Source organism: Pseudomonas asturiensis, assembly GCF_900143095.1.
In the GTDB taxonomy this organism is placed as follows: domain Bacteria; phylum Pseudomonadota; class Gammaproteobacteria; order Pseudomonadales; family Pseudomonadaceae; genus Aquipseudomonas; species Aquipseudomonas asturiensis.
On the sequence record NZ_FRDA01000005.1, the window covers coordinates 280,878 to 306,035 of the forward strand.

Here is a 25,158-nt window from a genome sequence, read left to right on the forward strand (position 1 = left end):
AGAATGAGTGGGTTGCAATCACGACGCCTGAGCTACTGGCTGGGCGCGATCGTACTGGTGTTTCTGTTACTGGCCGTGCTGCGCATGGTGTTCTTCTACGGTTTTTCGGGTGTGGAGCCCGGTACGCTGTTCACCCGCAGCGACGTGCTGCAAACGTTGGGCATCGGTTTTCGCTTCGACCTGCGTCTGGCGTTGCTGATGCTGCTGCCGGTGGCCGTGCTGCTCTGGCTGCCGCGTGTCAACCCGATCCGCATGCCCTCGTTGCGCTGGGTGGTGAGAATTTACCTGGTGCTGGCGCTGGCCATTCTGACGATGGTCTACATCGTTGACTTCGGCCACTACGCGTACCTCGGCGTAAGGCTCAATGCCAGTGTGCTGCGCTATCTGGAAGACGCCCAGATCTCCCGCGACATGCTCTGGCAGACCTACCCGGTGCTGGGGATCACTTTCGGCTGGCTGCTGACCGTTGCGCTGATGGGGTGGGCGCTGATCAAGCTTGAGCGTGTGACGCTGCAACGAGCGCCGAAGCCGATGACGCGTGGGTCGATTGCGGCGGTTTCAGCCGTAATGTTGTGTGCGACGTTCCTCGGCCTGTTGGGGCGGGTTGAAAACCTCAACCTGGAAAACCCGGTGCCATTGCGCTGGAGCGATGCGTTTTTCTCCGGCAACAGTCAGGTGGCGGCGTTGGGGCTCAACCCGGCGTTGTTCCTCTATGACACGCTGAAAGTCGCCCAGTCGCGCTACGACGAAAAACAGGTGCGCGAACATTACGACGTTGTGGCCCGCTATCTGGGCGTTGAAAAGCCGGATGTGAGCGTTCCGGACTTCACTCGCCAGCAGCCGGTGCAGCCGTATCGCCTGCCGGGTGATCGTCCGCCGAACGTGATGTTCGTGATGCTGGAATCGCTGGGCACCAGTGCTGTCGGCGCGTATGGCAATCCGCTCAACCCGACGCCGAATCTGGATCATCTGGCGACCCAGAGCTGGTTCTTCAAGCACTTTTACGTCCCCGTCACGGGTACGGCAAAAACAGTGTGGGCGAGCATCACCGGCGTTCCCGACGTAACCCGTCAGGAGACCGCCACGCGTCATCCATTGCTCACGCGTCAGCGCACGATCATCAATGACTTCAAGGGTTACGAGAAGCTGTACATGATTGGCGGCAACTCCGGCTGGGCCAACATGAACGCGCTGATCCGGCGCAGCATCGACGACGTGCGTCTGTACGATGAGCGCGACTGGAAGTCGCCGCAGGTGGACGTCTGGGGTATTTCCGATCTGGACCTGTTCAAGGAAAGCGACCGTATCCTGCGCGCCTTGCCCGCTGACAAACCGTTCTTCGCGTACGTGCAGACGGCAGGCAACCACCGACCGTTCACCATCCCGAAAGACAACGACGGCTTCAAGGTCAGCGACAAGACGCTTGAGCAGGTTCAGGCCGCCGGTTCGCGCAGCGTCGAGCAGTACAACGCGGTGCGCTTGCTGGACTTCAACATCGGTCGCCTGATGGAGCTGGCAAAGGCGGGCGGCTATTACGAGAACACCATTTTCGTGCTGTTCGGTGACCACAACACGCGCATCAGCCAGATTCCGCACATGGCACCTGCTTTCGAGCAACTGGGGCTGGAGAGCAATAACGTGCCCATGCTGATTCATGCGCCGGGACTTCTTGGCACTCGGGTCATCAACGAGGCGGTGGGGCTTGCCGATCTGCTGCCTACTCTGGCGGGCATGGCTGGCATGCCATTCAGTAACGGCGCGATGGGGCGCGATATTCAGCAGCCTGCCCCGGAGGGCGAGCGGGTGGTGCCACTGGTACTGCGCGAAGGGACGTTCCCGCTGATCGGCGGCGTCACGCAGCATTACCTGTTGCAGATGGAGCATGACGGCAGCTCTCCCACGCTGCACGATCTGGCGTCGCCCACGCCGCTGGACAACGTTGCCGAGCAGAACCCTGAAGAGTTCGAGCGCTTGCGCGACCTGACTCGCGGGCTGCACGAGACCTCGCGCATGATGCTGTATCAGAACGTGCGCTGACCCCTGCGTTTGCGTCGCGCATTGGATGCGCCTACTATCGCCTCCATATAGGTAGGGGGGGTAGGGTATGGCGCACGTGGTGAATGACAAGGTCGATTTGCTCAAACGTGTCCGGCGCATTGCCGGGCAGGTCCAGGCGATCGAACGCAATCTGGAGGGCGATGCCGATTGTGCGAAGACATTGCACCTGGTTGCCGCTACTCGGGGGGCCATTAACGGCCTGCTGGACCAGATCATCGAAGCCCATGCTCGCGAGCATGTGGCGCATCCTGACTTGAGCGATGAAGACCGGGCGCAAGGCCTGGACGAGTTGCTCGAAGCCATCCGCCGTTATTCCAAATGACGCTGGTCGTCCAGGGAACTTCACGATGATCCACGCACACGACGGCCACGCGTCCGCTCAACCCCATCACCACGTATTTCTCGGCGCCGCCCATGACCGCAATGCGCGACGCACACTGTGGGTCGTGGGCCTGACATTCGTCATGATGGTGATCGAGATCGTGGCGGGTTATATCACCGGCTCCATGGCGCTGCTTGCTGATGGTCTGCACATGGCTACCCACGCCGGGGCACTGGGTATTGCGGCCGGAGCGTACGCGTTCGCGCGGCGCAATGCCCACAACCGCCGGTTCAGCTTCGGCACCGGCAAGGTCGGCGACCTTGCCGGGTTTGCGTCGGCGCTGATCCTGGCCATGGTGTCGCTGGGCATCGGGATCGAGTCGCTGGTCCGCCTGTTTCAGCCCACCACTGTCGCGTTTGGCGAAGCCACCGTGATCGCGATCATCGGTCTGGTGGTCAATGTGTTGAGTGCCGTTTTGCTGTCGGGTGGACACGGGCATGCGCATGCGCATGCGCACCACGATCACGGGCATTCTCACGATCACCACCACGGCGACAACAATTTTCGCTCGGCCTATCTGCATGTCATGGCCGATGCACTGACGTCGGTGCTTGCCATCGCCGCCCTGTTGGCCGGGCGCTATCTGGGCTGGGTCTGGCTGGATCCAGTGATGGGCATTGTCGGTGCGTGTGTCATCGCCAAGTGGGCCTATGGCCTGATCAAGGACAGTTCCCGCGTTCTACTGGACATGACCGACGAGCACGTGGCGGCTGAAATCCGTGAAGTCGTGCAGACCATCGGCAACGTGACCATCATCGATCTGCACGTCTGGCGGGTCGGGCCGCAGGCCCATGCAGCCATCGTCAGTGTCCTGGCTGATATTAAAGAGCCGGTCGACGTGATCCGTGCCAGACTCGCTGGCGTACATGAGGTCTCGCATTTGACGATCGAGTATCAGACCGCACATGCCTGAGTGTCTGACAGGCACTCCGGAAGGCTATTTTTGAGTCGTGCGGGTGTATTGTCTGTTGGTTGTCATTTAAAACTTGTGTATTTCATCGCTCATTCGGAAAAAAACTGTCGGCTTTTGCGTTCAGTCTGTATTTTGTCCGTCAATTTTCGCTCGGACGCGGTTTTTCTGCCTTATCGAACTTTCGAGAGCCTTACTGGATGCCGGCAACGTTTTCTTGTTCCAACCCGCCGAAGTTGCTTGATGCACTTCGCGCTGAAACTCATCAGCTACACGGCCAACTCGAAAAACGCATGCCGTTTTTCTCTTCCAGCCTGGACACCGCTCTTTACCTTCGTTTGCTGCAAGCCTACTACGGGTTTTATCTGCCGCTGGAGTCGGCTTTGCGAAGCAGTGCGCTGGTTCCGCCAGAACTCGTCCCACACGAACGGGTCAAAACCCCCGTGCTGGTTGATGACCTGCGCGCGTTGGGCATGACTGAGCAGGACATCGAGCGTCTTGAACTGTGCACGCAACTGCCCGTGATCGATTCTCCCGGTGCCTGTCTGGGCGTGCTGTACGTGCTGGAAGGTGCCACACTCGGAGGACAAGTCCTGCGGCGCCAAGTGGAGAAGCGGCTGGGCCTGGATGAGCACACCGGCGCTGCGTTTCTGGATGTCTATGGTGCCGACACCGGACGCCGCTGGAAGGCATTTCTGAATTATCTGGACAATGTGCAGAGTGACGTTGTCTTCAGTGCAGCTGCGGCACGGGCCGCGCATTCCACATTTGCATGTTTCGAGCACTGGCTCGACGGTCAAGAGGTACTGCTATGAGCCAACTCGACAAGGACGCTTTTGAAGCTCTCTTGGCCAATTGCGCTGACGAACCCATCCAGTTTCCAGGGGCCATCCAGCCTCATGGCCTGCTGTTCACGTTGACAGAGCCTGAGCTGACGGTGCTTCAGGTCAGCGGCAACATCCATACCGTACTGGGTCTTGAGCCGCAGCAGGTGATCGGTCAGCCGCTGCAGCATGCGTTGGGCGCCGGCTGGGCCGATGTGATCAGAAGTGCCAGTGCCCACGAATCGTTCGTCGATGCACCACGCCTGCTCATCAACGTCAACGGCATCGAATTCGAAGCCATGATGCACCGCAGCCAGGGCGCATTGATTCTGGAACTCGAAATCCAGGACAAGGACGCTCAGGCTGTGAGCTACCTTGAACGTACCGGCAATCTAGGGCGTATGCTGCGCCAGTTGCACGCGGCCAAAGACCTGGAAACGCTCTACGAAATCAGCGTGCGCGAAGTCCAGAAAATGACTGGCTATGACCGCGTGCTGATCTACCGCTTCGAAGAAGAGGGCCATGGTCAGGTGATCGGCGAAGCCTCGTCGCCGTCCATGGAGCTGTTCAACGGCCTGTTCTTCCCGGCGTCGGACATTCCCGAGCAGGCGCGCGAGCTTTACCGTCGCAACTGGTTGCGCATCATCCCCGATGCCGATTACACCCCTGTGCCGCTGGTGCCGCAACTGCGTCCGGATACCCATCAGCAGCTTGACCTGAGCTTCTCGACCCTGCGCAGCGTCTCCCCGATCCACTGCCAGTACATGAAGAACATGGGCGTGCTGTCCTCAATGAGCGTTTCGCTGATTCAGGGCGACAAGCTGTGGGGCCTGATCAGTTGCGGCCATCGCACACCGTTGTACGTTTCCCACGAACTGCGCAGTGCGTGCCAGGCGCTTGGTCAGGTGCTGTCGCTGCAGATCAGTGCAATGGAAGCGCTCGAAGTCAGCCGGCAACGCGAGGCCAAGCTGCTGACGCTCGGCCGTCTGCATCAGTCGATGATCACCTCCGAAGAGAACGTGTTTGACGGCCTGTCGCAGCAGCCGCAGTTGCTGATGGACCTGGTCGGTGCCACCGGCGTTGCCATTATCGAAGACCGGCAAATGCACTGTTATGGCACCTGCCCCGACCCTGCAGAGATCAGGGCGTTGCACACATGGATAATGGCCACCGGTGAGCCCGTGTTCTCCACTCATCAGCTGTCCAGCGTGTATCCGCCCGCTGAGGCCTATCAGACTATCGCCAGCGGCGTTCTGGCCATGAGCCTGCCCAAGCCGGTGGACAACGGTGTGATCTGGTTTCGCCCCGAGGTCAAGGAAAGCATTCAGTGGAGCGGCGACCCGACCAAACCGCTGAACCTGGAAAGCTCAGACGTCGGCATGCACCTCAGGCCTCGCACGTCGTTCGAGATCTGGAAAGTCGAAATGACCGGCATCGCGACCAAATGGAGCCATGGCGACCGGTTCGCGGCCAACGACCTGCGTCGCTCGGCACTGGAAGACGACCTTGCCCGTCAGGTCAACCGCGAGCAACAGGCCGTGCGCGCTCGCGACGAGCTGGTGGCCGTGGTGTCCCACGACCTGCGCAACCCCATGACCGTCATCTCAATGCTGTGCGGCATGATGCAGAAGTCCTTCAGCTCCGACGGCCCGCACACGTCACGCCGCATTTCCTCGGCCATCGACACCATGCAACAGGCCGCCAGCCGCATGAACGTGCTGCTCGAAGACCTGCTCGATACCTCGAAAATCGAAGCTGGCCGCTACACCATCACGCCTCAGCCTCTTGAGGTGAGCCAGATATTCGAAGAAGCCTACTCACTGCTGGCCCCGCTGGCGATGGACAAGTCCATCGAGATCTCCTTCGACGCCGAGCCCGACCTCAAGGTCAAGGCCGACCCCGAGCGCCTGTTTCAGGTGCTGTCGAACCTGATCGGCAACGCCATCAAATTCACCCCCAAGCTGGGCAAGATCGGCGTGGCAGCCATGTCCAGCGGCGAAGAAATCGTCTTCACCGTGCGCGACTCCGGCGAAGGCATCCCGCCCGACCAGTTGCCGCACATCTTCGAGCGCTACTGGACCGTGAAAGAAGGCAACCCGAGCGGCACCGGGCTGGGCCTTTACATCTCTCAAGGCATCATCAAGGCCCACGGCGGCGTGCTGGCGGCGGAGAGCGAAGTCGGGCACGGCAGTGAATTCCGGTTTACGGTGCCTCGGGCGGAGTGAGTGTGTCGGGAGTGAGGAACACTCGCTCCCGACCGCTGTTTTGCTGACTTCTTTCAGTCGTTGTAACTGACATAGCGTTCCATCAGATTTGGCCGTGTAAACGTGTCGATGGCGTACGCGCGCTGCCACATTGCATCCACTCGCTGTTTGAATGTGTCCTCGTCCATGTCGATCCAGTAACGTGGGTTGCGGCCGTTTTCCTTGTCGTATTTTGCTGTTACAGGGTCCAGAGCCCGGTAGGCTTCGAACAGCGGGATATCCAGGATCGGTCGGCTGACGTCCATGTAATTCTGCAGAAAATCCCAGAGCGCGCAGGGTCGATGTTTCAAATCGTCGGGGCCGAGCAATGAATGAAAGTTGATCTGCCTGTCTTCGTAACGATGGCGGAGCAGCAATCCGTAGTTGGAGCCGTAACGATCCCGAGTGGTGAGCATGTAGGCATCGAACTCGTAGAACGGTGCGATGAACTCGTCTATCACGCCTTCCTTTCGGTGACGTTTGTAGTCGAAGATTGTTACCAGTCCTGTTCGGCGGTTCAGCTCCCAGAGTGGGCCTTTGGGGGGGCGGAACCAGATTTTGGGGAAATAGTTTACGACGATGTGACCTAGCCCCCAGCAGAACAGGGGTATTCCAAGAAAAATGGGGTAGACCTCTTGGAGTAGCTCAAGGGTAACAGCCTGCCAAGATTCTCTAGATTGATATATAGAAAGAAAATGTATATAGATCAGTATGGGTGGAAATAGTATGCATCCAATTTTTCCCAGTTGCAGTAAATAAAGCCATAGTTGAGATGTGAAGGGTAGTTGTGCGAATCTAAAATGCTCTTGGTCATATTTTTGGTGAAGTTCTACATCCTCGAAGAGTTTGCGGACATAGGTTCCTTCTGTTTTCTGTTTTTCGTTTTCTTTTGCTGTATTTTCCCAAAATCTCATGCTCATAGGGGTTGACTGCTCCATGACTCCGTTCGATGCCACTTGTTGGGTTGAGCCCCAAGGTAGACGAACTGAGGTAGAACCGAATGACTTACGCCTCAGACAGGGTTTTTGTTCAGGAATACTGCAAGGCCTGTAGGCTTGTGATTCGTAATACGATTGGTCGCTCTTTGTCGTACTCATAAAATCTCAATCATTATAGCTGACATACTTTTCCATCAAGTTCGGCCGTGTGAACGTATCGATGGCATATGCACGCTGCCACATCTCATCGACTCGCTGCTTGAATGTGTCGTCGTCCATGTCGATCCAGTAGCGCGGGTCGCGGGAGTTTTCCTTGTCGTATCTCGCAGTGACCGGATCCAGGTGCCTATAGGGTTCGAAAAGCGGGATATCCGGGATCGGTCGACTGACATCCATGTAGTTCTGCAGGAAATCCCACAGCGCGCAGGGGCGATGCTTGAAATCGTCGGGGCCGAGCAGTGAATGAAAATTGATCTGCCGGTCTTCATAGCGATGACGGAGCAGCAATCCATAGTTGGAGCCGTATCGATCCCGAGTGGCAATCATGAAGGCATCGAACTCATAGAACGGCGCAATGAACTCGTCTATCACGCCTTCTTTTCGCTGGCGTTTGTAATCGAATATTGTGACCAGACCGGTTCGGCGGTTCAGTTCCCAAAGCGGGCCTTTGGGAGGGCGGAACCAGATGCTGGGGCAGTGGTTGATGACGATGTGGCCGATGAGCCATAAGAATAAAGGTATGCCAAGCACTAATGGATATAAGCCGGTCAATAGCTCAGTTGTCACTACTTGCCAAGAGTCGTCAGCTACGGAGACCACTGCGATGTGTGAAATAAAAGTGATGGGGGAAAGCATTAGAAAACCCCATTTTCCAAGGTGAAGCATGAATAGCCATAGCTGTGATTTGAGTGGTAGCTGTGAATGTTTAAAACGTTCGTGATCGTATTTTTGGTAAAGCTCTACGCCTTCAAATAGTTTTGGTGTATAAGCGCCGTTTGATCGTTTTTCTTCTCTTTCTTTCTCCGTTTTTTCCCAGAATCTCATGCTTGCGGGAGAGGATTGTTCCATGATCCCATCTGACGTCACTGGTTGAGTTGACCCCCAAGGTAGCCGCACTGAAGTCGAGCCGAATGGTCGACGCCTCAGACAGGGTTTCTGCGCGATGATATTGTCGGGCCGATAAGATTCATTGCTATAGTAGGTCTGTTTTTCGGGCTTATTCATTAGAGGTGTCTCCGTAGATAACTTCATCAGCCCAGAAAGGTTGGTTGGTTTTAGTGAAATCTGGCTTTGCATGGGCGGAGCTGTATCGGGTTTTATCCTTTATTGCAGGTGCTGGAAAATATCGTACTTCTTCGCCGCGCGTCAGAATAAACTGTGCCCTGATTGCCCATTGGAAATGATGAGAATGCCTCGACCAATTGTTTGTGCCCACTCTTTCAGGTGTGGAAAAGAAAAGTTCTAACGATCCAGTAGATATCCGCTGGCCCTTTGGGAGTTCGGCCAATTTTCTTACTTCAGCTGCTGTTTTGTAATACATTCCTTGTTTGTCCAGATTTCCGTTGATTCGAACCAGTCGGCAGTCTGCGTTTATGCTCAATCCGTCCAGACTGCCGATCAGGCCTGGCAAGCGGCTTTCAATGCGAATTATTGTATCGGCACTCCTTATGGATTGAGGTATTTCGGCTCGAAAATTTAATTTGGCTTGAGGTTCATAAACGGGGTTTTTACTAATGCTGATGCGGATGCCTGCTAGCAAACTGATCAGACGGTACAGGGCTTCCGTTGGATCTTGTAGGTGTTGATCAATAGTGTCCGCCTTGCCAAACGGTCCGCTTTTCAACCAGGTCTCCAACGGAGTTGCACTTAGGATTAAAACTAGCCCAATACCTATGCTTAGCAATAACAACGCAAGCCAACCAGGCGGGGTAAGCCCCATAAATACTGTCGTCCCTCCGAATGCTGAGCCTACTACAGTTGCCAGTCCCCCTGCAGACATAATTAGGTAGCCGTACATGGCCGGGTCGTCCCACTGCGACGCATGCCATGCATCGTATAAATTAACTCCGGCCAAAAGTGCGCCTGAAAACAGTTGTGCGCTGAGTCGAAGTGATAGTTGCTTGGTCAGTGCGGTTCCGAGCTTCGCTCCCAGCCATCTGGCTGCGGCTTCGTCAGAGATCGTGTAAAAAATTTTTCTACTTAATATTTGTGTTGATTGAGTACCTGCTAACTTAACCGATAACGCTTCTCCTGCAATCGCTAAATCCGTAATTGCTGCGATGAGTCCTGCACCTGCGCGTACAGAGTTTTTCTCGCGAATGGTTTGTCTTAACGCATCACCCTCCGAACCCACATTCCAAATCTCCAACATCAACACCCCTACACAAAACCGTGTCGATCTCAAAAGCCGGTAAACAGGCCCGCTTTTCGTCGCATCCAGGTTTTCAATGGCCTGACTCAGCCCGCTTCTCGCCCGGACAAAAGCCTGCTCGGTCTCTCGAACCGCATGGCCTGCTTCCTGGGCGGCTTTCAGTTTTCGGTTGATGTCGGCAATCATCTGTGCGGTCTTGTGGCCGCGTGGGATCACCAGCACGTGGTGTTCGCCGGAGGTCAGGGGGCCGCGTGGGGTGACAGGGGGATCGATGTCTCGGAATGGGTTGCCATCCGGGTCAAGGTATTCACCGTAGCGTGCGTTGGGCATGGAGCTTCGGGTGGGCAGGTCTTCCAGGCCGAACACGTAATGCTGTGGTGTGACCCGATTGCGTTTCAGCAGGAACGCGGGGCCAAAACGCTTGGGCATCATGCTGCGCAGTTGCTGGACACCACGACCCTGGCGGTTGATGTTGATTCGGCGCGCGTTGGAGAGGGGTTGGTCGCGGGCTTGGGCCAGTTGATTGATAGCCGACTGGCTTTGGACGTCGGCGCTGGCGACCTTGGCTTTGCTCGACGCAAGTGTCTGTTCCGCTTTGCCGACGGCATTCTCGGCTGCGTCGACTGCGCCTTGCAGGTTTTCGAAGATCCCCACCAGCGCAGCGGTGGTGGCCTTACCGCTGTTGATGAGAAAGAAGTTCTGCAGGCTGTCGCCGGCCAACAGGCTGGCCAACAGTGCCGCGTCCAGTGTGACTTGAGTGTCGGGGACCGGTACTGGAAAGTCTTCGAAACGCGCAAGTTCAGTCGCGCGAAAGCGGCCGTCGCCCAGGTTCTTGTCTTCGTCGATGGGGGCTTCGTAGGGCTTGCAGACGGTTTCCAGATCGCTTTCGGGCCAGAGCATGACATGCAGCGGGTGTTTGCGGTCGTTGGTGATCTGCGACAGCAGTGTCTGGCCCTGACTGACCTGAGGTTCCCAGAAACCGACTTGCGTAACCGCATCCACGATATTGCCGCCGGGTGCCAGCGGATCCACGCTTGAGGGGGAGAGTGCGAGGGTCGTCAGTGTCCTGCTCAGGTCATACAGTGCGGCGACGTATTCGAAGCCATCCAGGCTCAAGTGGTCGGCCAGGGTCTGGAGCGTAGTGACGCGTTTGAGGCTTTCGACCAGCGCGTTTTGAACGCTGATCATGTCGCGCCACACACGCATACGCTGGACAGCGGCTGTGCATTGATTGATCGCCTGTCGGCCGCTATCGGAAAGCGAGGTGATCACTTCATTGAGTGGATTCTTCGAGCCTCCTATCGTTGGTGGGATGATCAACTGGTGCACCAGCAGCGCGCTGGCGTGGTGGGGATGCTGGATGGCGTAGCGGGCACAGATGCCAAACAGTTGTTGATGACTGTCGATACGCTGGCGCAGGTGGCGTATGCGATGGTTCGAGTCATCCAGCAACACGCCGCAGACTTGACGCTGGCGGGCCTTGTTCAGTACGTCGGCCGCATTTGGCTGAGCTTGCCAGAGCGCCAGACTGTCGCTGGCGTCCTCGTCATCAGCAGGCAATCTGGCCTGCATGGCATCGGCAAGTGCAGACAACTCCAGAGACAGTGTGTCGTTGAGCGTTCTGCCGTTGTCGGCCTCGTCAAGGAAGGCGTTTGCCTGTTCGCGAGCCTTGGCTGGAAACTGGCCCAACAGATCACATAGATACAAGGCGGGGTGATCCAGCAGGCGTTCGTAACCAGGTTGTCGCACACGCTGGGGCGCTACGAGGCTGACAGGGAATACCGACTGATCCAGGTTCAGTCGTGCTGCCGTAATCGGAGCCATCAAGCTCTGAGTGATCTGGTGTTGAGCATTGAAGCCGGAAAAGGCCTTGAGCATGGCCTCGCCGTCGGGCTTGCCCTTATACAGCCTTTTGAAGCGCTCTTTTGAACACGTGAGATCAGGGCTGGTGCAGCGCTGGGTCCTCGCTGCGGCATCACGCTCCAGACGTTCCAGCCGGGCAGCGCTGAGCTGTATCTCCGAAAAGCACAGCTGGACGTCCAGCACGCGCTGATTGTTCCAGATGGCCGGCAGCCAGATATCGTCCAGCGCCACGCCGGTAGCGTTACGTTCTCCGGGTATAAAGCCATCGTCATGACGATAACGAGCGACGTCAATGTCATGGTAGGTCGTAACGGTATTGCTAATCCGTACTTCCACTTCTCGCCAGAGCTTTTGCCGATAGAACACGTACACATAACCGGCGCGGGCCAGCACGGGTGTGCCCAGATCGTACGGCAGGTTCGAACCGGGCAGCGCCGCGAAAGGCAGCACCGGTACGACCTGATTGAATTGCGCGTCGGCCTGTCGTGGCGTGATCCGTGTGTCACCGAGCAATGGCAGCCGAATCGGTTCGCCCTCTGTGCTGACGATTTCGAGTTCAAGTTGCGCACCGGCGACGTGATCCCATACCTGCAGAACGCAACTGCATTGCTCGTCTTCCAGGGCTTCTGGTCGGGATGGATAGGTGCGTGAGCCATCCGCACTGCTCAGTACCAGTTTCTGACTGGCCTCATGATCCTTGCCGATAATCTGAACGATGAGTTTGCCGGTTTCGCAGGAGGGGCCGGCACTCATGTTGCCAATGGTCATTGAGTGAACTCCTTGTTCGGGTGAGGCTGTTGCAGCAGGCGTTGCAAGGCATTCAGGCGTTCTTCTCCTGTGCCGCCGTACTGGCGCGGTGGCGTTTCAAGGTCCGGGTGTTGTGCGCGCAACGAGAGGTAGCGATTCATGAGCGCCGGGTCTGTTGCAAAGCCGTGCGCCATGCCCTCGTCCAGATAAGCGAGTGCGTCTGGAAACGTTGTGCCGGTCTGCTTTTTCCACCAGCCGTAGGCAAAGCGTTCTCGCTCCTGGCGGCGAAAGGCGTCCTCATGGATGTCGCGCAGTCGTGGCGTGGTCGGCTGGGCCGCAGGTGTCCAGCGGGAGACGTGAGGATTGTCGAGGCTTATCCAGCGCTGAGTACCCTGTGCAAGATCTGCCCAGGTTCCGCCGTACCACGACAATCGGAAAATGGGCCCCAGCCACGGCGCGTTCTCTTCGGGCGCACCGGATGTAAAGAAGTAGCTCGCTGTTACAGGGTTCGAATAACGCAGAACGCCCCTGCGTATTCCGTCAAAGTGGATGATCAGCAGGTGCCTGAGATGTGCGAGCAGGGTGTCGTTCGAAAACGGACTTTCGATGATCAGCCCGGGCCAGTCTTCCGGGGCGCTGTGCACGGCCTGCACTAAGCTATAGTCGGCAGATGCCACCAGCCACAGCGGGCTTTTCTCGCGATGAGGCGCCAGTTCGGTCTTGTCGAACAGCACTTTGGGCCTGGGATCAGGCAGTAGCTGGTAGAGCTTTTCCAGCAGGTGATCGGTGCGTTCCAGCAGCAGGGAGGTGGTCATTTTCTGTCTCCTTCCTGCAAGGCCTTGCGACAGCCGCAGTCGGGTAGCGGACAGTCCATGGGTGTGCCGCCTTCAGGCTTCTGGCAGAGTTCGACGATCGGAGCTGTTTCCGTCAGACGCTGCTTCAGCAACTCGCCTGCTTTTTCTGTCAGGACTTCCTTGACCAGCCCAGGCAGGCTCGGCAATGCGCCGCTGCCGGTGGCCGGTTGGCCTCCCGAGTTCAGCTTCACCAACGGCCCACTGACCGTCACCCCACCCGAATCGATCTTGACGAAACTACCCCCCACCTTGAGGGTGACTTCCATCCCGGCCTCGATCACCACTTTGTCGCCCGCCTTGAAGTGAATCTCCTGGCCTGCGTCTGTCAGCAAGGCTTCCCCGACCTTGATGTGCCGCGTTCCACTGACGGTCAGGTGATCGTCGGTACGGACTTCAGTCAGCCGGTTGCCGTCGACCGCGTGGTGTTCCTCGGCCTTGAATTCGCTGTAGCTGTTGGCTTCGATCCGGTCGTGGCGTTCGTGGCCGACACGGATTTTCTGGTCGTGCTGGATGTTCTGGTCCCAGTCGCGTTGGGCGTGGATGTAGATCTGCTCCTGCCCGGCGCGGTCCTCGATGCGCAGTTCGTTGCTGCCTTTGCCGCCGGGGCTGCTCAGGGTCTTGAACACGCTGCGGGTCTGATGGGCTGGCAGCGGGTAGGGCGGGGTGTGTTCGGCGTGGTACAGGCAGCCGCTGATCAAGGGGCGGTCGGGATCGCCTTCCAGGAAGGTCACCAGCACTTCCATGCCGACCCTGGGAATGACCATACTGCCGTAACGATTACCCGCCCAGCTCGACGATACCCGCAGCCAGCAACTGCTCTGGTCATTGGCCTGGCCTTCGCGGTCCCAGTGGAATTGCACCTTGACCCGACCATGCCGATCACAGTGAATCTCCTCGCCCGCAGGCCCGGTCACGACGGCGGTCTGACTGCCGGCAATACGCGGTTTGGGATGTTGGATCGGCGGGCGGTACGTAGCGGTTTTGGGTGTGGCCCTGAAGGTGTTGCGATAGCCCTGACGCAATCCGCCTGCGCTGGAGGCATCAGCTGGCGCGGCTTCCTCCAGCACCTGCGGCTGCCTGCCTTCGTGACGCACGTCGGTCAGCAGCCAGAGCACATTCCAGGCGCCGTTCGGGTGTTCGCTCAGCGGCAGGAAATGGCCGCTGAGCAGCCGAGGCTGGTCGCTCTGACCTTCGGCCAGCCGATAGTCGTGCCGATGGCGTTCCAGTGCGCGACTGGCCAGGTGAGCACCGCGGTCGCGGTGGCTAAACAGGCCGGGGTAATCGTAATCTTCAAGGTCGGGTCGGGCGTCGCCCGGCGCTGCACCCTGCATGGTCAGGCGCGGCTTTTCGAAGTGGTAGTCGCGGCGGGTGGTGCGGCTGGGTCGGGTTTCCAGACGCAGGTTGAAGCGTTTGATGACTGGCGTGTCGGCGACCATGTCGCTGTCCTGTCGATAACTCACAGGCGCCAGTGTCGGGAACACCGCCTGGTCTTCGCCGAACACCAACTGGTGGGCGCTCAGGCTGTGTTCGAAGTGATAATGCAGGCCTTCTTCTTCGCACAGGCGCTGGATGAAGTGCAGGTCCGACTCGTGATACTGCACGCAGTATTCGCGTTCGATGTACACACTGGCGAGCTGGAAACGGTAGGTGGTGGCGAGCAGCCCGTGTTCTTCCAGCACCTGAGCGATGATCTGCGGCACGGTGCGGCGCTGGAAGATGCGTTGGTTGATGCGGTGGCCGAGGCGGGCCAGATGCGGGCGCAAGGTGATCGAGTACTGTGTCAGGCGATGGCCGGAATCGCCTTGGGCGATGCGGTCGATCAGCCCGTGAATGCCGCCATTGTCAGGCGCGAACTGTAGAAAGGCAGGGCGGTTGAGCAGGCTCTCGAGATCCAGCCCGGAAGACTCGCTGACCAGTTCCACCGTGAAAGCAAACGGCTGGCTGATCGCTTCATGGCCGCTGAAGGCGAGTACCTTGAAGTCATGATCGACGCCATCCAGGATGAGCGTGAAAAAAGTCTGGTGGGCAGACATCTCGAATACCTCCTCAGGAACAGGCAACCGTGCCCATCGAATGGAAAGCGCTATTTCAAGATACGTGCCTGATCTTTTTTATTGTTTTAAAACAATAGGTTATTGGTTTTTCAGGATGGTCTTGATGGTTTTTTGAGCAGGATGGTCGCCCTGACTGCGCAATACTCTGCGCACTTGCGCAAGTGTTTGCGAAACAAGTCATGCCACTGGCTGGCAAGGGTCATGTGCGTTTTGGACTGTCATCAGCGTGCAAAAAATTGCGCACTGGCGTTGTTCAGGTGGACCGATGGATGGAGGTCAGTTGCATCGACTCACGAGAGCGTTTCCGGGAGGGCGATGTTCACCTGAATAGTCTTGCGCGTCTTGAACCGGCCTGAGCGTCAGCTCGCAAGCGTCGGCGACGGCGGCGCAGTGCCGGATGAGTTCGGATAGGCTGATGGCATGTTCCGCAGGCGAAAAAAAGCCAGACACAAGGTCTGGCTTTCAGGAGCGGGCAGCGGGGTCAGGCTGTTGCGCTGACCTTGACTGCCGACTGACGGCTGATGTGCAGGGCGACCAGGCTGCCAACGATGGTCAGTGCAGCCAGGGAGTACAACGCCATGGTCGTCGAACCGGTCTGGTCCTTGATCCAGCCCACCAGATAAGGGCTGAGGAAGCCTGCCATCTGCCCGATCGAGTTGATCAGGGCCAGTCCGCCCGCTGCGACACTGGCGCTGAGCAGGGCGGTCGGCAGCGGCCAGAACATGGGCAGGCTGGTCAGTGCGCCCATGGTGGCGATGGTCAGGCCGAGGATGGCGATGAGCGGCACGGTGGCGAAGTTGGCGGCGATGATCAGGCCCGTTGCGCCCATCAGCATGGGCACCACCAGATGCCAGCGGCGCTCGTTGCGCAAGTCGGCAGAGCGGCCCACCAGCAGCATGAACACACCCGCCATCAGGTACGGCACGGCGCTGATCCAGCCGATCACCAGGGCGTCGCTGAAGCCCAGGTTCTTGATGATCGAGGGCAGCCAGAAGTTGATCGCGTACACGCCGCTCTGAATGCAGAAGTAAATGAAGCCCAGAATCCAGATGAAGGGCATGGTCAGGACCGAGGCCACCGAGCTTTTGCCGTGCACAGGGCGGTTGAGTTCGTCCTGGGTGATGTCGGTCTTGACCCGTTGACGTTGCTCTGGCGTGAGCCAGCGTGCGTCTTCGACCTTGTCGCAGAGCAGGAAAAATGCCAGTACGCCCAGTGCGACGGTTGGCAGGCCCTGGATCAGGAACATCCACTGCCAGCCTGCCATGTCGCCCTGACCTGCGGCGAAGTGGTTGAGGATCCAGCCGGAGAACGGTCCGCCCAGCAGCCCGGACACCGGAATGGCCGACATGAACAGCGCCATGATCCGACCGCGTCGCTGGTTCGGGTACCAGCGCGAGAGATAAAGGACGATACCGGGAAAGAAGCCTGCTTCGGCCATGCCGGTCAAAAAGCGCAGCACATAGAACTCGACCGGTGTGGTGACGAACAACAGGCAGGTGGAGAACGTGCCCCAGGTGATCATCATCAGCCCGATCCAGCGCCGTGGGCCGAAGCGGTTCAGCGCCAGATTGCTGGGCAGGCCGCACAGTACGTAACCGATGAAGAAGATACCGGCACCCAGGCCGTAGACCGTTTCGCTGAAACTCAGGGCATCGAGCATCTGCAGCTTGGCGAATCCGACATTCACGCGGTCCAGGTAGTTGAACAGGTAGCAGATAAAGATGAACGGGATAAGGCGCAGGGTGATGCGACGATAGACATGATTGCCGTCAGCGTCGCCAACCTCGCGAACCGGAGAGTTGGACATGGCGTCAGTTCCTCAGAGCTTGTTATTTTTATGCAGCTTGCCGGGGGCCTCCCGATCATAGGGAGCCTGCAGATAAAACGCTTTGGGGTTTTGCACGGCTGACGTGGGCGAGTGTTGTGTCATTGCACAAAGGACGGGCCGGTATGTGGCTTCATGCGATCAATCACACCATGCATGATCGTTCCTCACGCGCTGTGCCCGGCGTTATCCATAGGTCTTGCTGCAACCGACGTGAGTGTGGGAGGCGGCTTGCCGGCGATGCTTTTTCTGAAGCGACTATCAGTGACTGAGCTGACGCCATCGCCGGCAAGCCGCCTCCCACGGGGTACGCATTCAGTCAGACACTTTGATGATTTCCCATGCTCCCGCGTGGTAACGCCGCTCGGGACGCTCTGCGTCCGGGATGCCTGTCCATGCGGAGAGCGGGCAGGTCATCAGTTCGAAGTGCCTTTACTCAATGGCCTCGTAAGGCAACCCCACATAGTTCTCGGCAATGGTCTTGCGCCCGGCCTCGGAGCCGACGTAGTAGTCCAGCTCGGTCTGCTGGATGCGTTGGCTGAAGGCGTCGGTGTCGGGGAAGTTGTGCAGGACCGAGGTCATCCACCAGGAAAAGCGCTCGGCTTTCCAGACCCGGCGCAGGCAGATCTGCGAATATTTTTCCAGCAGGTCGGTGCGGCCTTCCTGATAGACCTTGAGCAGGATGCGGTACAGCGTGCTCACGTCGCTGGCGGCCAGGTTCAGGCCCTTGGCGCCGGTCGGCGGGACGATGTGGGCGGCGTCGCCGAGCAGGAACAGGCGGCCGTACTGCATGGGTTCGACCACAAAGCTGCGCAGCGGGGCGATGCTTTTCTCGATGGATGGACCGGTCACCAGACGCTCGGCCAGATGGGCAGGCAGACGCGATTTGAGTTCATCCCAGAAACGCTCATCCGACCAGTCCTCGACGCGTTCATCTGCACTCACCTGCACGTAGTAACGCGTGCGGATGGCCGAACGCATGCTGCACAGGGCAAAGCCGCGGGGGTGATTGGCGTAGACCAGTTCCTCGTTGACCGGCGGCGTATCAGCCAGCACGCCGAGCCAGCCAAACGGATAGACCCGTTCGAAGACGCTCAGCGCCTCGGCCGGGATCGCCTGGCGCGACACACCATGAAAGCCGTCGCAGCCGGCCACGTAATCGCAATCCAGGCGCACGGTTTCGCCATTCTTGACGAAGGTCAGGTACGGGTGGTCAGTCTTGAGGTCATGGGGCTGGACATCTTCAGCCTCGTAGACAGTCATCGCGCCGCTGGCTGCGCGTGCCTGCATGAGGTCGCGGGTCACTTCTGTCTGGCCGTAGACCATTACGGTTCGGCCATTGGCCAGACGCCTGAGGTCGATGCGCTCGCAGCGCCCGTCGAAGGCCAGTTCGAAGCCATCATGAGTCAGGCCCTCGGCGTCCATGCGCTCGCTGACGCCGGCCTCGCGCAGTAGATCGACCATGCCTTGTTCAAGCACGCCGGCGCGGATGCGGGAAAGGATGTAGTCGGGGTCCTTGCGTTCAACGATGACGTTGTCGATGCCGGCGCGTTGCAGCAATTGGCCCAGCAACAGCCCGGACGGGCCTGAGCCGATGATGGCGACTTGGGTTTTCATGGGTGTCGTCCTGTTTTGTAATCCCTGCCAGCCGAGGCGTGCGGGATGTGTTTGTTTTTGTCTCCTGCATTTTTAATGGATGCCATCGAGATAAGAAGGCAATATCCAGCGCATTACCTGGACTTTTCGAGGGTCTGGCGAGGATTGATCAATGCCCAGAACAGCGCCTGCTTCCATTCCTGTCTTCAAGCTTTATGGCGAGACCACGGCCTGGCCGACACCTGATCTTATTCACTGCGAGTCGATTCCCGAGCGCAGCAAGATGCATGAATGGGAGATCAAGCCCCATCGTCATGGCGATCTGGTCCAGTTGCTGTACGTGCAGTCAGGCCGGGCGGTGCTGAAGGTCGAAGACGTGGTGCATCAGGTCGATACGCCGTCCCTGCAGGTAGTTCCCGCGCTGAGTGTGCACACCTTCAAGTTTGCCGAAGACATTCAAGGGCACATCCTCAGCCTGGCGCGGCCGTTGGTGGAACAGCTGGAGGCGGCGCTGGACATCTCGGCCATCGGCACGGCCCGTTGTCATGCGTTGGGTGAAGACAGCGTTTATGTGGACACGCTGTTCAGCGCGATTGCCCGCGAGTACCGTCAGCGCCAACCGGGGCGCGACTTGATGTTGCAGTCGTTGATCAACGTGCTGATGGTCTGGCTCAGCCGACGAGGCAGCGAGCAGCGCGGCGATGATGCGCAGGTACAGGATCGTGGACGCGAGCATTTGCAGGTGTTCATGCATCAACTGGAAGCCAGCTTTCGCGAGCACTGGTCCATCGAGCAGCACGCGCAGCAGATGGGGCTCAGCGCAGCGCACCTCAATGCCCTGTGCCGTCGGCTGTGCAATCAGTCGGCGTTGCAGATCATCAACCAGCGGTTACTGCTGGAGGCCAAGCGCAATCTGGTCTACACGACCATGACGGTGAATCAGGTGTCCGACAGCCTCGGGTTTTCCGAGCCGGCGTATTTCTCCCGATTCTTCAAGCGCGCCACCGGGCAGTCACCCCGTCAGTTTCGTCAGCAGAAATAAAAACGGGGCGCTGTTCAGCGCCCCGTTTGCGTGCGATCGGTTTATCAGGTGACGACCTGATAGCACGGCACATAGGCCGCGCCGCCTGGCAGTTTCATACGGTGTTGATCGACGAAGGCCTGCAGCAGCTTGTCCAGCGGTTGCATGATCGATGGATCACCATGGATCTGGTAAGGGCCATGTTCCTCGATCAGGCGGATACCCTTGTCCTTCACGTTACCGGCCACGATGCCGGAGAACGCCCGGCGCAGGTTGGCCGCAAGCTCGTGAGACGGTATGTCGTGGTTGAGCTGCAGCCTGGCCATGTTTTCGTGGGTCGGATCGAACGGATGCTGAAAGCTTTCTTCGATCTTCAACAGCCAGTTGAAGTGGAACGCGTCGTTGCGTTCACGGCGGAACTGACGCACCTCCTTCAAGCCCTTGGCCATGTGGCGGGCCACTTCTGCCGGGTTGTCGATGATGATCTCGTAATGACGCTGTGCTTCTTCGCCCAACGTGGCACCGACGAACGCGTGCAATTGTTGCAGGTAGGGTTCGGTGTTTTTCGGACCGGTCAGGACGACCGGGAACGGCACGTCCTTGTTGTCCGGGTGCATCAGGATGCCCAGCAGGTACAGGAACTCCTCGGCCGTGCCTGCGCCGCCCGGGAAGATGATGATGCCGTGGCCGACGCGCACGAAGGCTTCCAGACGTTTCTCGATGTCCGGCAGGATCACCAGTTCGTTAACGATCGGGTTCGGCGCTTCGGCAGCGATGATGCCAGGCTCGGTCAGGCCCAGGTAGCGGCCACCGACGATGCGTTGCTTGGCGTGGGCGATGGTTGCGCCTTTCATCGGGCCTTTCATGACGCCCGGGCCGCAACCGGTGCAGATGTCCAGGCTGCGAAGGCCCAGTTCATGGCCGACCTTCTTGGTGTACTTGTATTCTTCGGTGTTGATCGAGTGGCCGCCCCAGCACACCACCATCTTCGGTTCGACGCCAGCGCGCAGGGTGCGGGCGTTGCGCAGCAGGTGAAACACGTAATCGGTGATGCCTTGCGAGTTGCTCAGATCGATGCGCTGGCTGTCCAGCTCGCTTTCGGTGTAGACGATGTCGCGCAGGGCGCTGAACAGCATTTCGCGGGTACTGGCGATCATCTCTCCGTCGACGAAGGCGTCGGCCGGAGCGTTGAGCAGCTCCAGGCGCACGCCGCGGTCCTGCTGATGAATGCGCACCTCGAAGTTCTCGTAGGCCTCAAGGATGGTCTTGGCGTTATCGACATGGGCGCCAGTATTGAGAATGGCCAGGGCGCACTGGCGGAATAGGGTATAGGTGCTGCCAGAACCGGCAGCGCTGAGCTGCTGGACTTCACGCTGGGACAGGGTTTCAAGGCTGCCTTTTGGGCTTACCGTGGCGTTAATCACTTGTCTTGGGATCATTCTATTTTCCATTAGAGCGATGCACTCGAGCCGGCAGGGCCTGCGCATCAGGATGGTGAGCATCGAAGACGTTCACGCCTGACGGCTATTTTCTACAGCACTTGAGCGCGAATGCAAATGTAGAGCCTCGCCTGACGCAGGTTCAGGGTCATGGGCATCGTTTTGCTGGCTGAATGTCATGTAAAGCAGGGACTTGATGACCAGCACCCGGTGGCTGAATTTTGACGCTTATGCAGGCCAATAGTGAACCTGACCCATTTAACAGGGTCTGTTAGCTGATGGACTCTGTGGACAGCCTCCGCAAGTGTCTGCCGACCATTGAAGTCTCAGGCGTTTTTTTCAACTCGCCTGTTAGGCAGACCGCCTGTCCGCGCAGGAGTTGCAATGCATTTGCCGCCTGCCATTGCCATCGTTAGCCGGCCCGTACACCGGGGCTTTATTTTCATTCCAGACAAAGATAACCATTGCCATGTCTCGTCATCTTTCCGCACTGCTTTCTCGTGCCCCTGGCCTGTTCTCCGTTTCGCGTCGTCTGATCGGCACCGGTCTGCTGGGCACCGTTCTGTCGGTCATTATTCCTGTCAGTGCTCAAGCGGCGGAGAGTGACCGCTGGGTGAGTGACAGCCTGACCACCTATGTACGCAGTGGCCCGACTGACGGGCACCGCATCGTGGGTACGCTCAAGTCCGGGCAGAAAGTCGAATTGCTCAGCACCTCGGGCAATTTCAGCCAGGTACGCGGCGAGGGCGGCAGCACCGTATGGATCCCCTCCAGTGACCTGCAGGAAGTCCCGGGGCAAGCCGAGCGCGTTCCGCAGTTGACGCAACAGGTTGCAGAACTGACCGAACAATTGAACGGCATCGACAACACCTGGAAAACCCGCGTGCAAGGCATGCAGGAAACCCTGGATGCACGCAAGAAGCTGATCGATGAGCTGGAAGCGCGCACCAAGACGCTCAATGACCAGCTGGCCGACTCCCAGGCCGAGCTGCGTTCCACTCAGGCGCGACTGGGTGACGAGAACAAACAGGTGATGATGCGTTATCTGGTTTACGGCGGCAGTATCGCCGGTGCCGGGCTGCTGGTCGGCCTGATTCTCCCGGCCCTGACCCGTGGCCGCAAAAAGAACGACGGCTGGGTATAACCCTTACCGCCTGTAATAGCGCCGCGCCTGACGCGGCGCTTTTGTGTGGGCCTGCTCGTGATGTGATTTGCCTGCGCTTGCCTTCCTCTCACTCCGTCCCTCTCACCCCAGCGTTTTCGATCTGGTTCTCAATCTGCGCGCTGATTCGGCGTGTAATCCCCGCGAAATTGATGTTCGCTCTATAGTTTCTGTGTGAATGGTCGAAAAACTGACGTGTGCTGTCCGTTGAGTTGGCACCTTGGTGCAGTCGGCGCGCGCAAAGCTGTGTTATGGCACGTTGCCATTAGTTACCATGCGCGTCCCGAAAACGGCTGCAACCCTTGGCCTGAACATGGTTCAACCCTTGGGTCTCATATTTTCACCCTCTCCTGTGTAGGAATCCGATGCTGGCGTACAACCAAAAAAGCTTTCTGATCGTCGACGACTTCTCCGACTTCCGCAGTTCGGTGCGTTCGATGCTGCGTGAGCTGGGCGTCAAGGAAGTGGATACTGCCGACAACGGCGAGCAAGCCCTGCGCATGTGCTCGCAAAAGCGTTACGACTTCGTGCTGCACGATTTCAACCTGGGCGATGGCCGCAAGAACGGCCAGCAAGTGTTGGAAGACCTGATGGTCGAGCGGCTGCTGAGTTATGAAAGCGTGTTCATCATGGTGACCGCCGAGAACAGTCAGGCGATGGTCATGAGCGCCCTTGAGTGGGAGCCCGATGGCTACCTGACCAAACCCTTCAACCGCGCAGGCCTGGCTCAGCGTCTGGAAAAGCTGGTTCAGCGCAAGACATTGCTCAAGCCGATCCTGCAGGCGCTGGACCGTCGCAAGCCCGCCGAAGTGCTGGCCGCCTGCAACAAACTGATTGAACAGGACCCGCGTTTTGCGCCGCTGTGCCTGCGCTACAAGGCCGATGCGCTGCGTGACCTGAAACAGAACGAGCCGCTCGAGGCCTTCCTCAGGACCATCCTGGCCGATCGTGCCACGCCCTGGGCGTACGGCGCTTTGGGCAACTTGCTGCTCAAACGCGGCAAGGTCACGGAGGCAGAGGCGGTGTTCGAGCAAGCGATCAAAGCCTTCCCGACCATGCCCGCGCTGTTCGATGGTCTGGCCGAGGTGCTGGTGGCGCGTGGCGATGCCAAGCGTGCGCAGACTGTGCTGGAGAGCGCCGTGCGCCTCTCGCCACTGGCCGTGCGTCGTCAGAAACTGCTGGGCAAGCTGGCGCTGGGTAACGAAGATTTCGAAAGTGCGTCCAAGGCCTATCGTCAGGCGGTGTCTCAGGGCGCGCATTCGCGCTTTAAAGACCCTGAAACCAACCTCGGGCTGGCCCATGCGCTCATCAGCAAGGGCGGCGATCAGGGGCTGGATGCACGCACCCGGGTCGAGATCAACAACGCCTTGGTCGATGTGGCCAAGGAGCACACCAACGACGAAGGCCTGCAGGTGCGTACCCGCCTGATGAAGGCTGCCAGCCTGCAGCACTCCGATCCTGAAACCGCTGCCAAACTGACCGAACAGGCCATGGCCCGTCTTGAGGGCATGGAACAGTTCCTGAGCGCCGACGCCGCCCTGATGGTGGCCTCGCAGCTCAAGCAACTGGGTCAGGAAGAGGCGGGGGCAGGCGTGCTGAAAAACTGTGCCGAAGTCTACGGCGATGACCCGGCCGTGATGAAAAGCGTGGCCAGCATGACCGATGATCCGGCGATTCTCGGAGCGAACAAGGCGGCCATCGACTTCAACCTGCAAGGTGTGCGCAGCTACAAGGCTGGCAATCTGCCTGAAGCGCAGGAGTACTTCCGTCGTGCGCTGGCCTTGCAACCCAAGAACATCAGTATCGCGCTGAACATGGCGCAGTCGTTGCTGCATCCGGGGCAGAATCTGGGGCAGACCGGGCTCGACGAATGCCGCGCCAGCCTGAAAATGGTCGGCATGATCCCGGACAGCGATCCGCGTTACGAGCGTTATCAGAAACTCAGGGAAAGGGCGTTTGGCGCATGAGTGAAGAGCTGCAGCAGGGACTCGACTTTTCCATGGTGATTGCTTCCACCGTGCACGACATGAAGAACTCGCTGGCGAAGCTGACCCAGGCCCATAGCGAGTGGCAAAGCCGGCTTTGCGCCGAACAGCGCGATACGCCGGAGCATGGCGTGATCGACTATGAGTTCGCCAGCCTCAACGGCATGCTGGTGCAGTTGCTCGGCCTCTACAAACTGGGCGTCAACCAGTTGCCGCTGCGTCCGGATTACCACGAGCTGGACGACTTCATCGAAGCGCAACTGGCGCATCAGGAGGAAGTGCTGACCAGCCGTGGCATCGTCGCACGCTACGAAATCGACGATTTGAACCCGCTGGGTTTCTTTGATCGCGAACTGGTCGGTTCGGTGGTCGCCAACATCATCATCAATGCCATCCGGTTCGCGCGCGAGAGCATTTTCATTCACGTCGGCGACGACGACGGCCAGTTGAAAATCTCGATCAACGATGACGGTCCGGGCTATCCGGCGCACCTGATCGAGCACCAGACCGACTATGTTCTGGGTATCCATCAGGGCAGCGGCAGTACCGGACTTGGGCTTTACTTCGCCTCGCACATTGCACGGCTGCATGTGCGTAATGGCAAGCAGGGCCACATCGAGATCGCCAATGGCGGCGCGCTTGGGGGTGGGTTGTTTAGTATCTATCTGCCTTAGGTTCTGTACGAAAAGCGGCTGCGCTCGCCGACTTTTCGTACCGAGCCCAGGTAGCCAGCGTCTTGCCGCGCTGATTATGGCTATCGCTTGCAGTGGTAAAGGCGTATGAGTAGGGCGTGACGTACAGGGCTGGCTGCGCTGTATGGATTGCCAGAATGGCAGCACGAATCGTTTCAACCTCGGCGCTTCATGACAGGACCAGTCATGAAAAG

Annotated in this window: 16 protein-coding genes and 1 pseudogene; 9 read left to right on the forward strand and 8 right to left on the reverse strand. The window is 58.6% G+C overall.

Going from position 1 to position 25,158, the window contains the following annotated elements; all coding sequences use genetic code 11:
* The first annotated feature begins 3 nt into the window (after positions 1–3).
* The 5 genes from BUB69_RS11675 to BUB69_RS11695 all read left to right on the forward strand — a co-directional run bounded on the left by BUB69_RS11675 (position 4) and on the right by BUB69_RS11695 (position 6,399).
* Positions 4–2,037 carry an LTA synthase family protein gene (locus BUB69_RS11675; protein ID WP_073166440.1) on the forward strand — a complete coding sequence of 678 codons (2,034 nt, stop codon included), beginning with the start codon at positions 4–6 and terminating at the stop codon, positions 2,035–2,037.
* A gap of 67 nt (positions 2,038–2,104) precedes the next feature.
* Positions 2,105–2,380 carry a metal/formaldehyde-sensitive transcriptional repressor gene (locus tag BUB69_RS11680; RefSeq protein WP_073166443.1) on the forward strand — a complete coding sequence of 92 codons (276 nt, stop codon included), beginning with the start codon at positions 2,105–2,107 and terminating at the stop codon, positions 2,378–2,380.
* Between the two features lie 25 nt (positions 2,381–2,405).
* Positions 2,406–3,353, forward strand: a complete 948-nt coding sequence (gene dmeF / locus BUB69_RS11685) for a CDF family Co(II)/Ni(II) efflux transporter DmeF (RefSeq protein ID WP_073166446.1) — start codon at positions 2,406–2,408, stop codon at positions 3,351–3,353.
* Positions 3,354–3,550: 197 nt separating this feature from the next.
* Complete coding sequence (locus tag BUB69_RS11690; protein ID WP_073166450.1) at positions 3,551–4,165, forward strand: biliverdin-producing heme oxygenase; 615 nt, start codon at positions 3,551–3,553, stop codon at positions 4,163–4,165.
* On the forward strand, positions 4,162–6,399 hold the full coding sequence (locus BUB69_RS11695) for an ATP-binding protein (protein ID WP_073166453.1): 2,238 nt from the start codon (positions 4,162–4,164) through the stop codon (positions 6,397–6,399). The genes BUB69_RS11690 and BUB69_RS11695 overlap by 4 nt, the downstream gene beginning before the upstream one ends.
* Before the next feature lie 53 nt (positions 6,400–6,452).
* Here the strand turns inward: BUB69_RS11695 and BUB69_RS28210 are convergent, their stop codons facing one another.
* The 7 genes and pseudogenes from BUB69_RS28210 to pobA form a co-directional block, all read right to left on the reverse strand.
* The gene (locus BUB69_RS28210) at positions 6,453–7,355 is read right to left on the reverse strand and encodes a hypothetical protein (protein ID WP_084537086.1); all 903 of its coding nucleotides are present in this window, start codon (positions 7,353–7,355) and stop codon (positions 6,453–6,455) included.
* Positions 7,356–7,520: 165 nt separating this feature from the next.
* The gene (locus BUB69_RS11710) at positions 7,521–8,423 is read right to left on the reverse strand and encodes a hypothetical protein (RefSeq protein WP_084537088.1); all 903 of its coding nucleotides are present in this window, start codon (positions 8,421–8,423) and stop codon (positions 7,521–7,523) included.
* A 148-nt stretch (positions 8,424–8,571) separates the two neighbouring features.
* Positions 8,572–12,357 carry a hypothetical protein gene (locus BUB69_RS11715; protein WP_073166466.1) on the reverse strand — a complete coding sequence of 1,262 codons (3,786 nt, stop codon included), beginning with the start codon at positions 12,355–12,357 and terminating at the stop codon, positions 8,572–8,574.
* Positions 12,358–12,605: 248 nt separating this feature from the next.
* Positions 12,606–13,151: pseudogene (locus BUB69_RS29380) on the reverse strand (DUF4123 domain-containing protein); the annotation flags it as partial.
* Positions 13,148–15,223, reverse strand: coding sequence for a type VI secretion system tip protein TssI/VgrG (tssI, locus tag BUB69_RS11725; RefSeq protein WP_073166472.1), 2,076 nt, complete (start codon positions 15,221–15,223; stop codon positions 13,148–13,150). The gene tssI and the pseudogene BUB69_RS29380, both read right to left, overlap by 4 nt.
* A gap of 502 nt (positions 15,224–15,725) precedes the next feature.
* Positions 15,726–17,051 carry an MFS transporter gene (locus BUB69_RS11730; protein ID WP_073166475.1) on the reverse strand — a complete coding sequence of 442 codons (1,326 nt, stop codon included), beginning with the start codon at positions 17,049–17,051 and terminating at the stop codon, positions 15,726–15,728.
* A 450-nt stretch (positions 17,052–17,501) separates the two neighbouring features.
* Positions 17,502–18,686 carry a 4-hydroxybenzoate 3-monooxygenase gene (gene pobA / locus BUB69_RS11735; RefSeq protein ID WP_073166478.1) on the reverse strand — a complete coding sequence of 395 codons (1,185 nt, stop codon included), beginning with the start codon at positions 18,684–18,686 and terminating at the stop codon, positions 17,502–17,504.
* 151 nt (positions 18,687–18,837) lie between these two features.
* On the opposite strand from pobA, the gene BUB69_RS11740 reads away from it, so the two are divergent.
* Positions 18,838–19,707 (forward strand): helix-turn-helix domain-containing protein, encoded by an 870-nt coding sequence (locus BUB69_RS11740; protein WP_073166481.1) that lies wholly within the window; start codon positions 18,838–18,840, stop codon positions 19,705–19,707.
* A 44-nt stretch (positions 19,708–19,751) separates the two neighbouring features.
* Here BUB69_RS11740 and ppnN read toward each other — a convergent pair whose 3' ends face one another.
* Entirely contained in the window at positions 19,752–21,125 is a 1,374-nt protein-coding gene (gene ppnN / locus BUB69_RS11745; protein ID WP_073166485.1) for a nucleotide 5'-monophosphate nucleosidase PpnN, read from the reverse strand.
* A 469-nt stretch (positions 21,126–21,594) separates the two neighbouring features.
* Between ppnN and BUB69_RS11750 the strand changes: the two genes are divergently transcribed.
* From BUB69_RS11750 to BUB69_RS11760, 3 genes are all read left to right on the forward strand, one after another.
* Complete coding sequence (locus BUB69_RS11750; protein WP_073166488.1) at positions 21,595–22,269, forward strand: TIGR04211 family SH3 domain-containing protein; 675 nt, start codon at positions 21,595–21,597, stop codon at positions 22,267–22,269.
* Positions 22,270–22,652: 383 nt separating this feature from the next.
* Complete coding sequence (locus tag BUB69_RS11755) at positions 22,653–24,254, forward strand: tetratricopeptide repeat-containing response regulator (RefSeq protein WP_073166491.1); 1,602 nt, start codon at positions 22,653–22,655, stop codon at positions 24,252–24,254.
* A complete protein-coding gene (locus BUB69_RS11760) occupies positions 24,251–24,946 on the forward strand; it encodes a sensor histidine kinase (RefSeq protein WP_073166495.1) in 696 nt (231 codons plus the stop codon). The genes BUB69_RS11755 and BUB69_RS11760 overlap by 4 nt, the downstream gene beginning before the upstream one ends.
* The last annotated feature ends 212 nt before the right edge of the window (positions 24,947–25,158 follow it).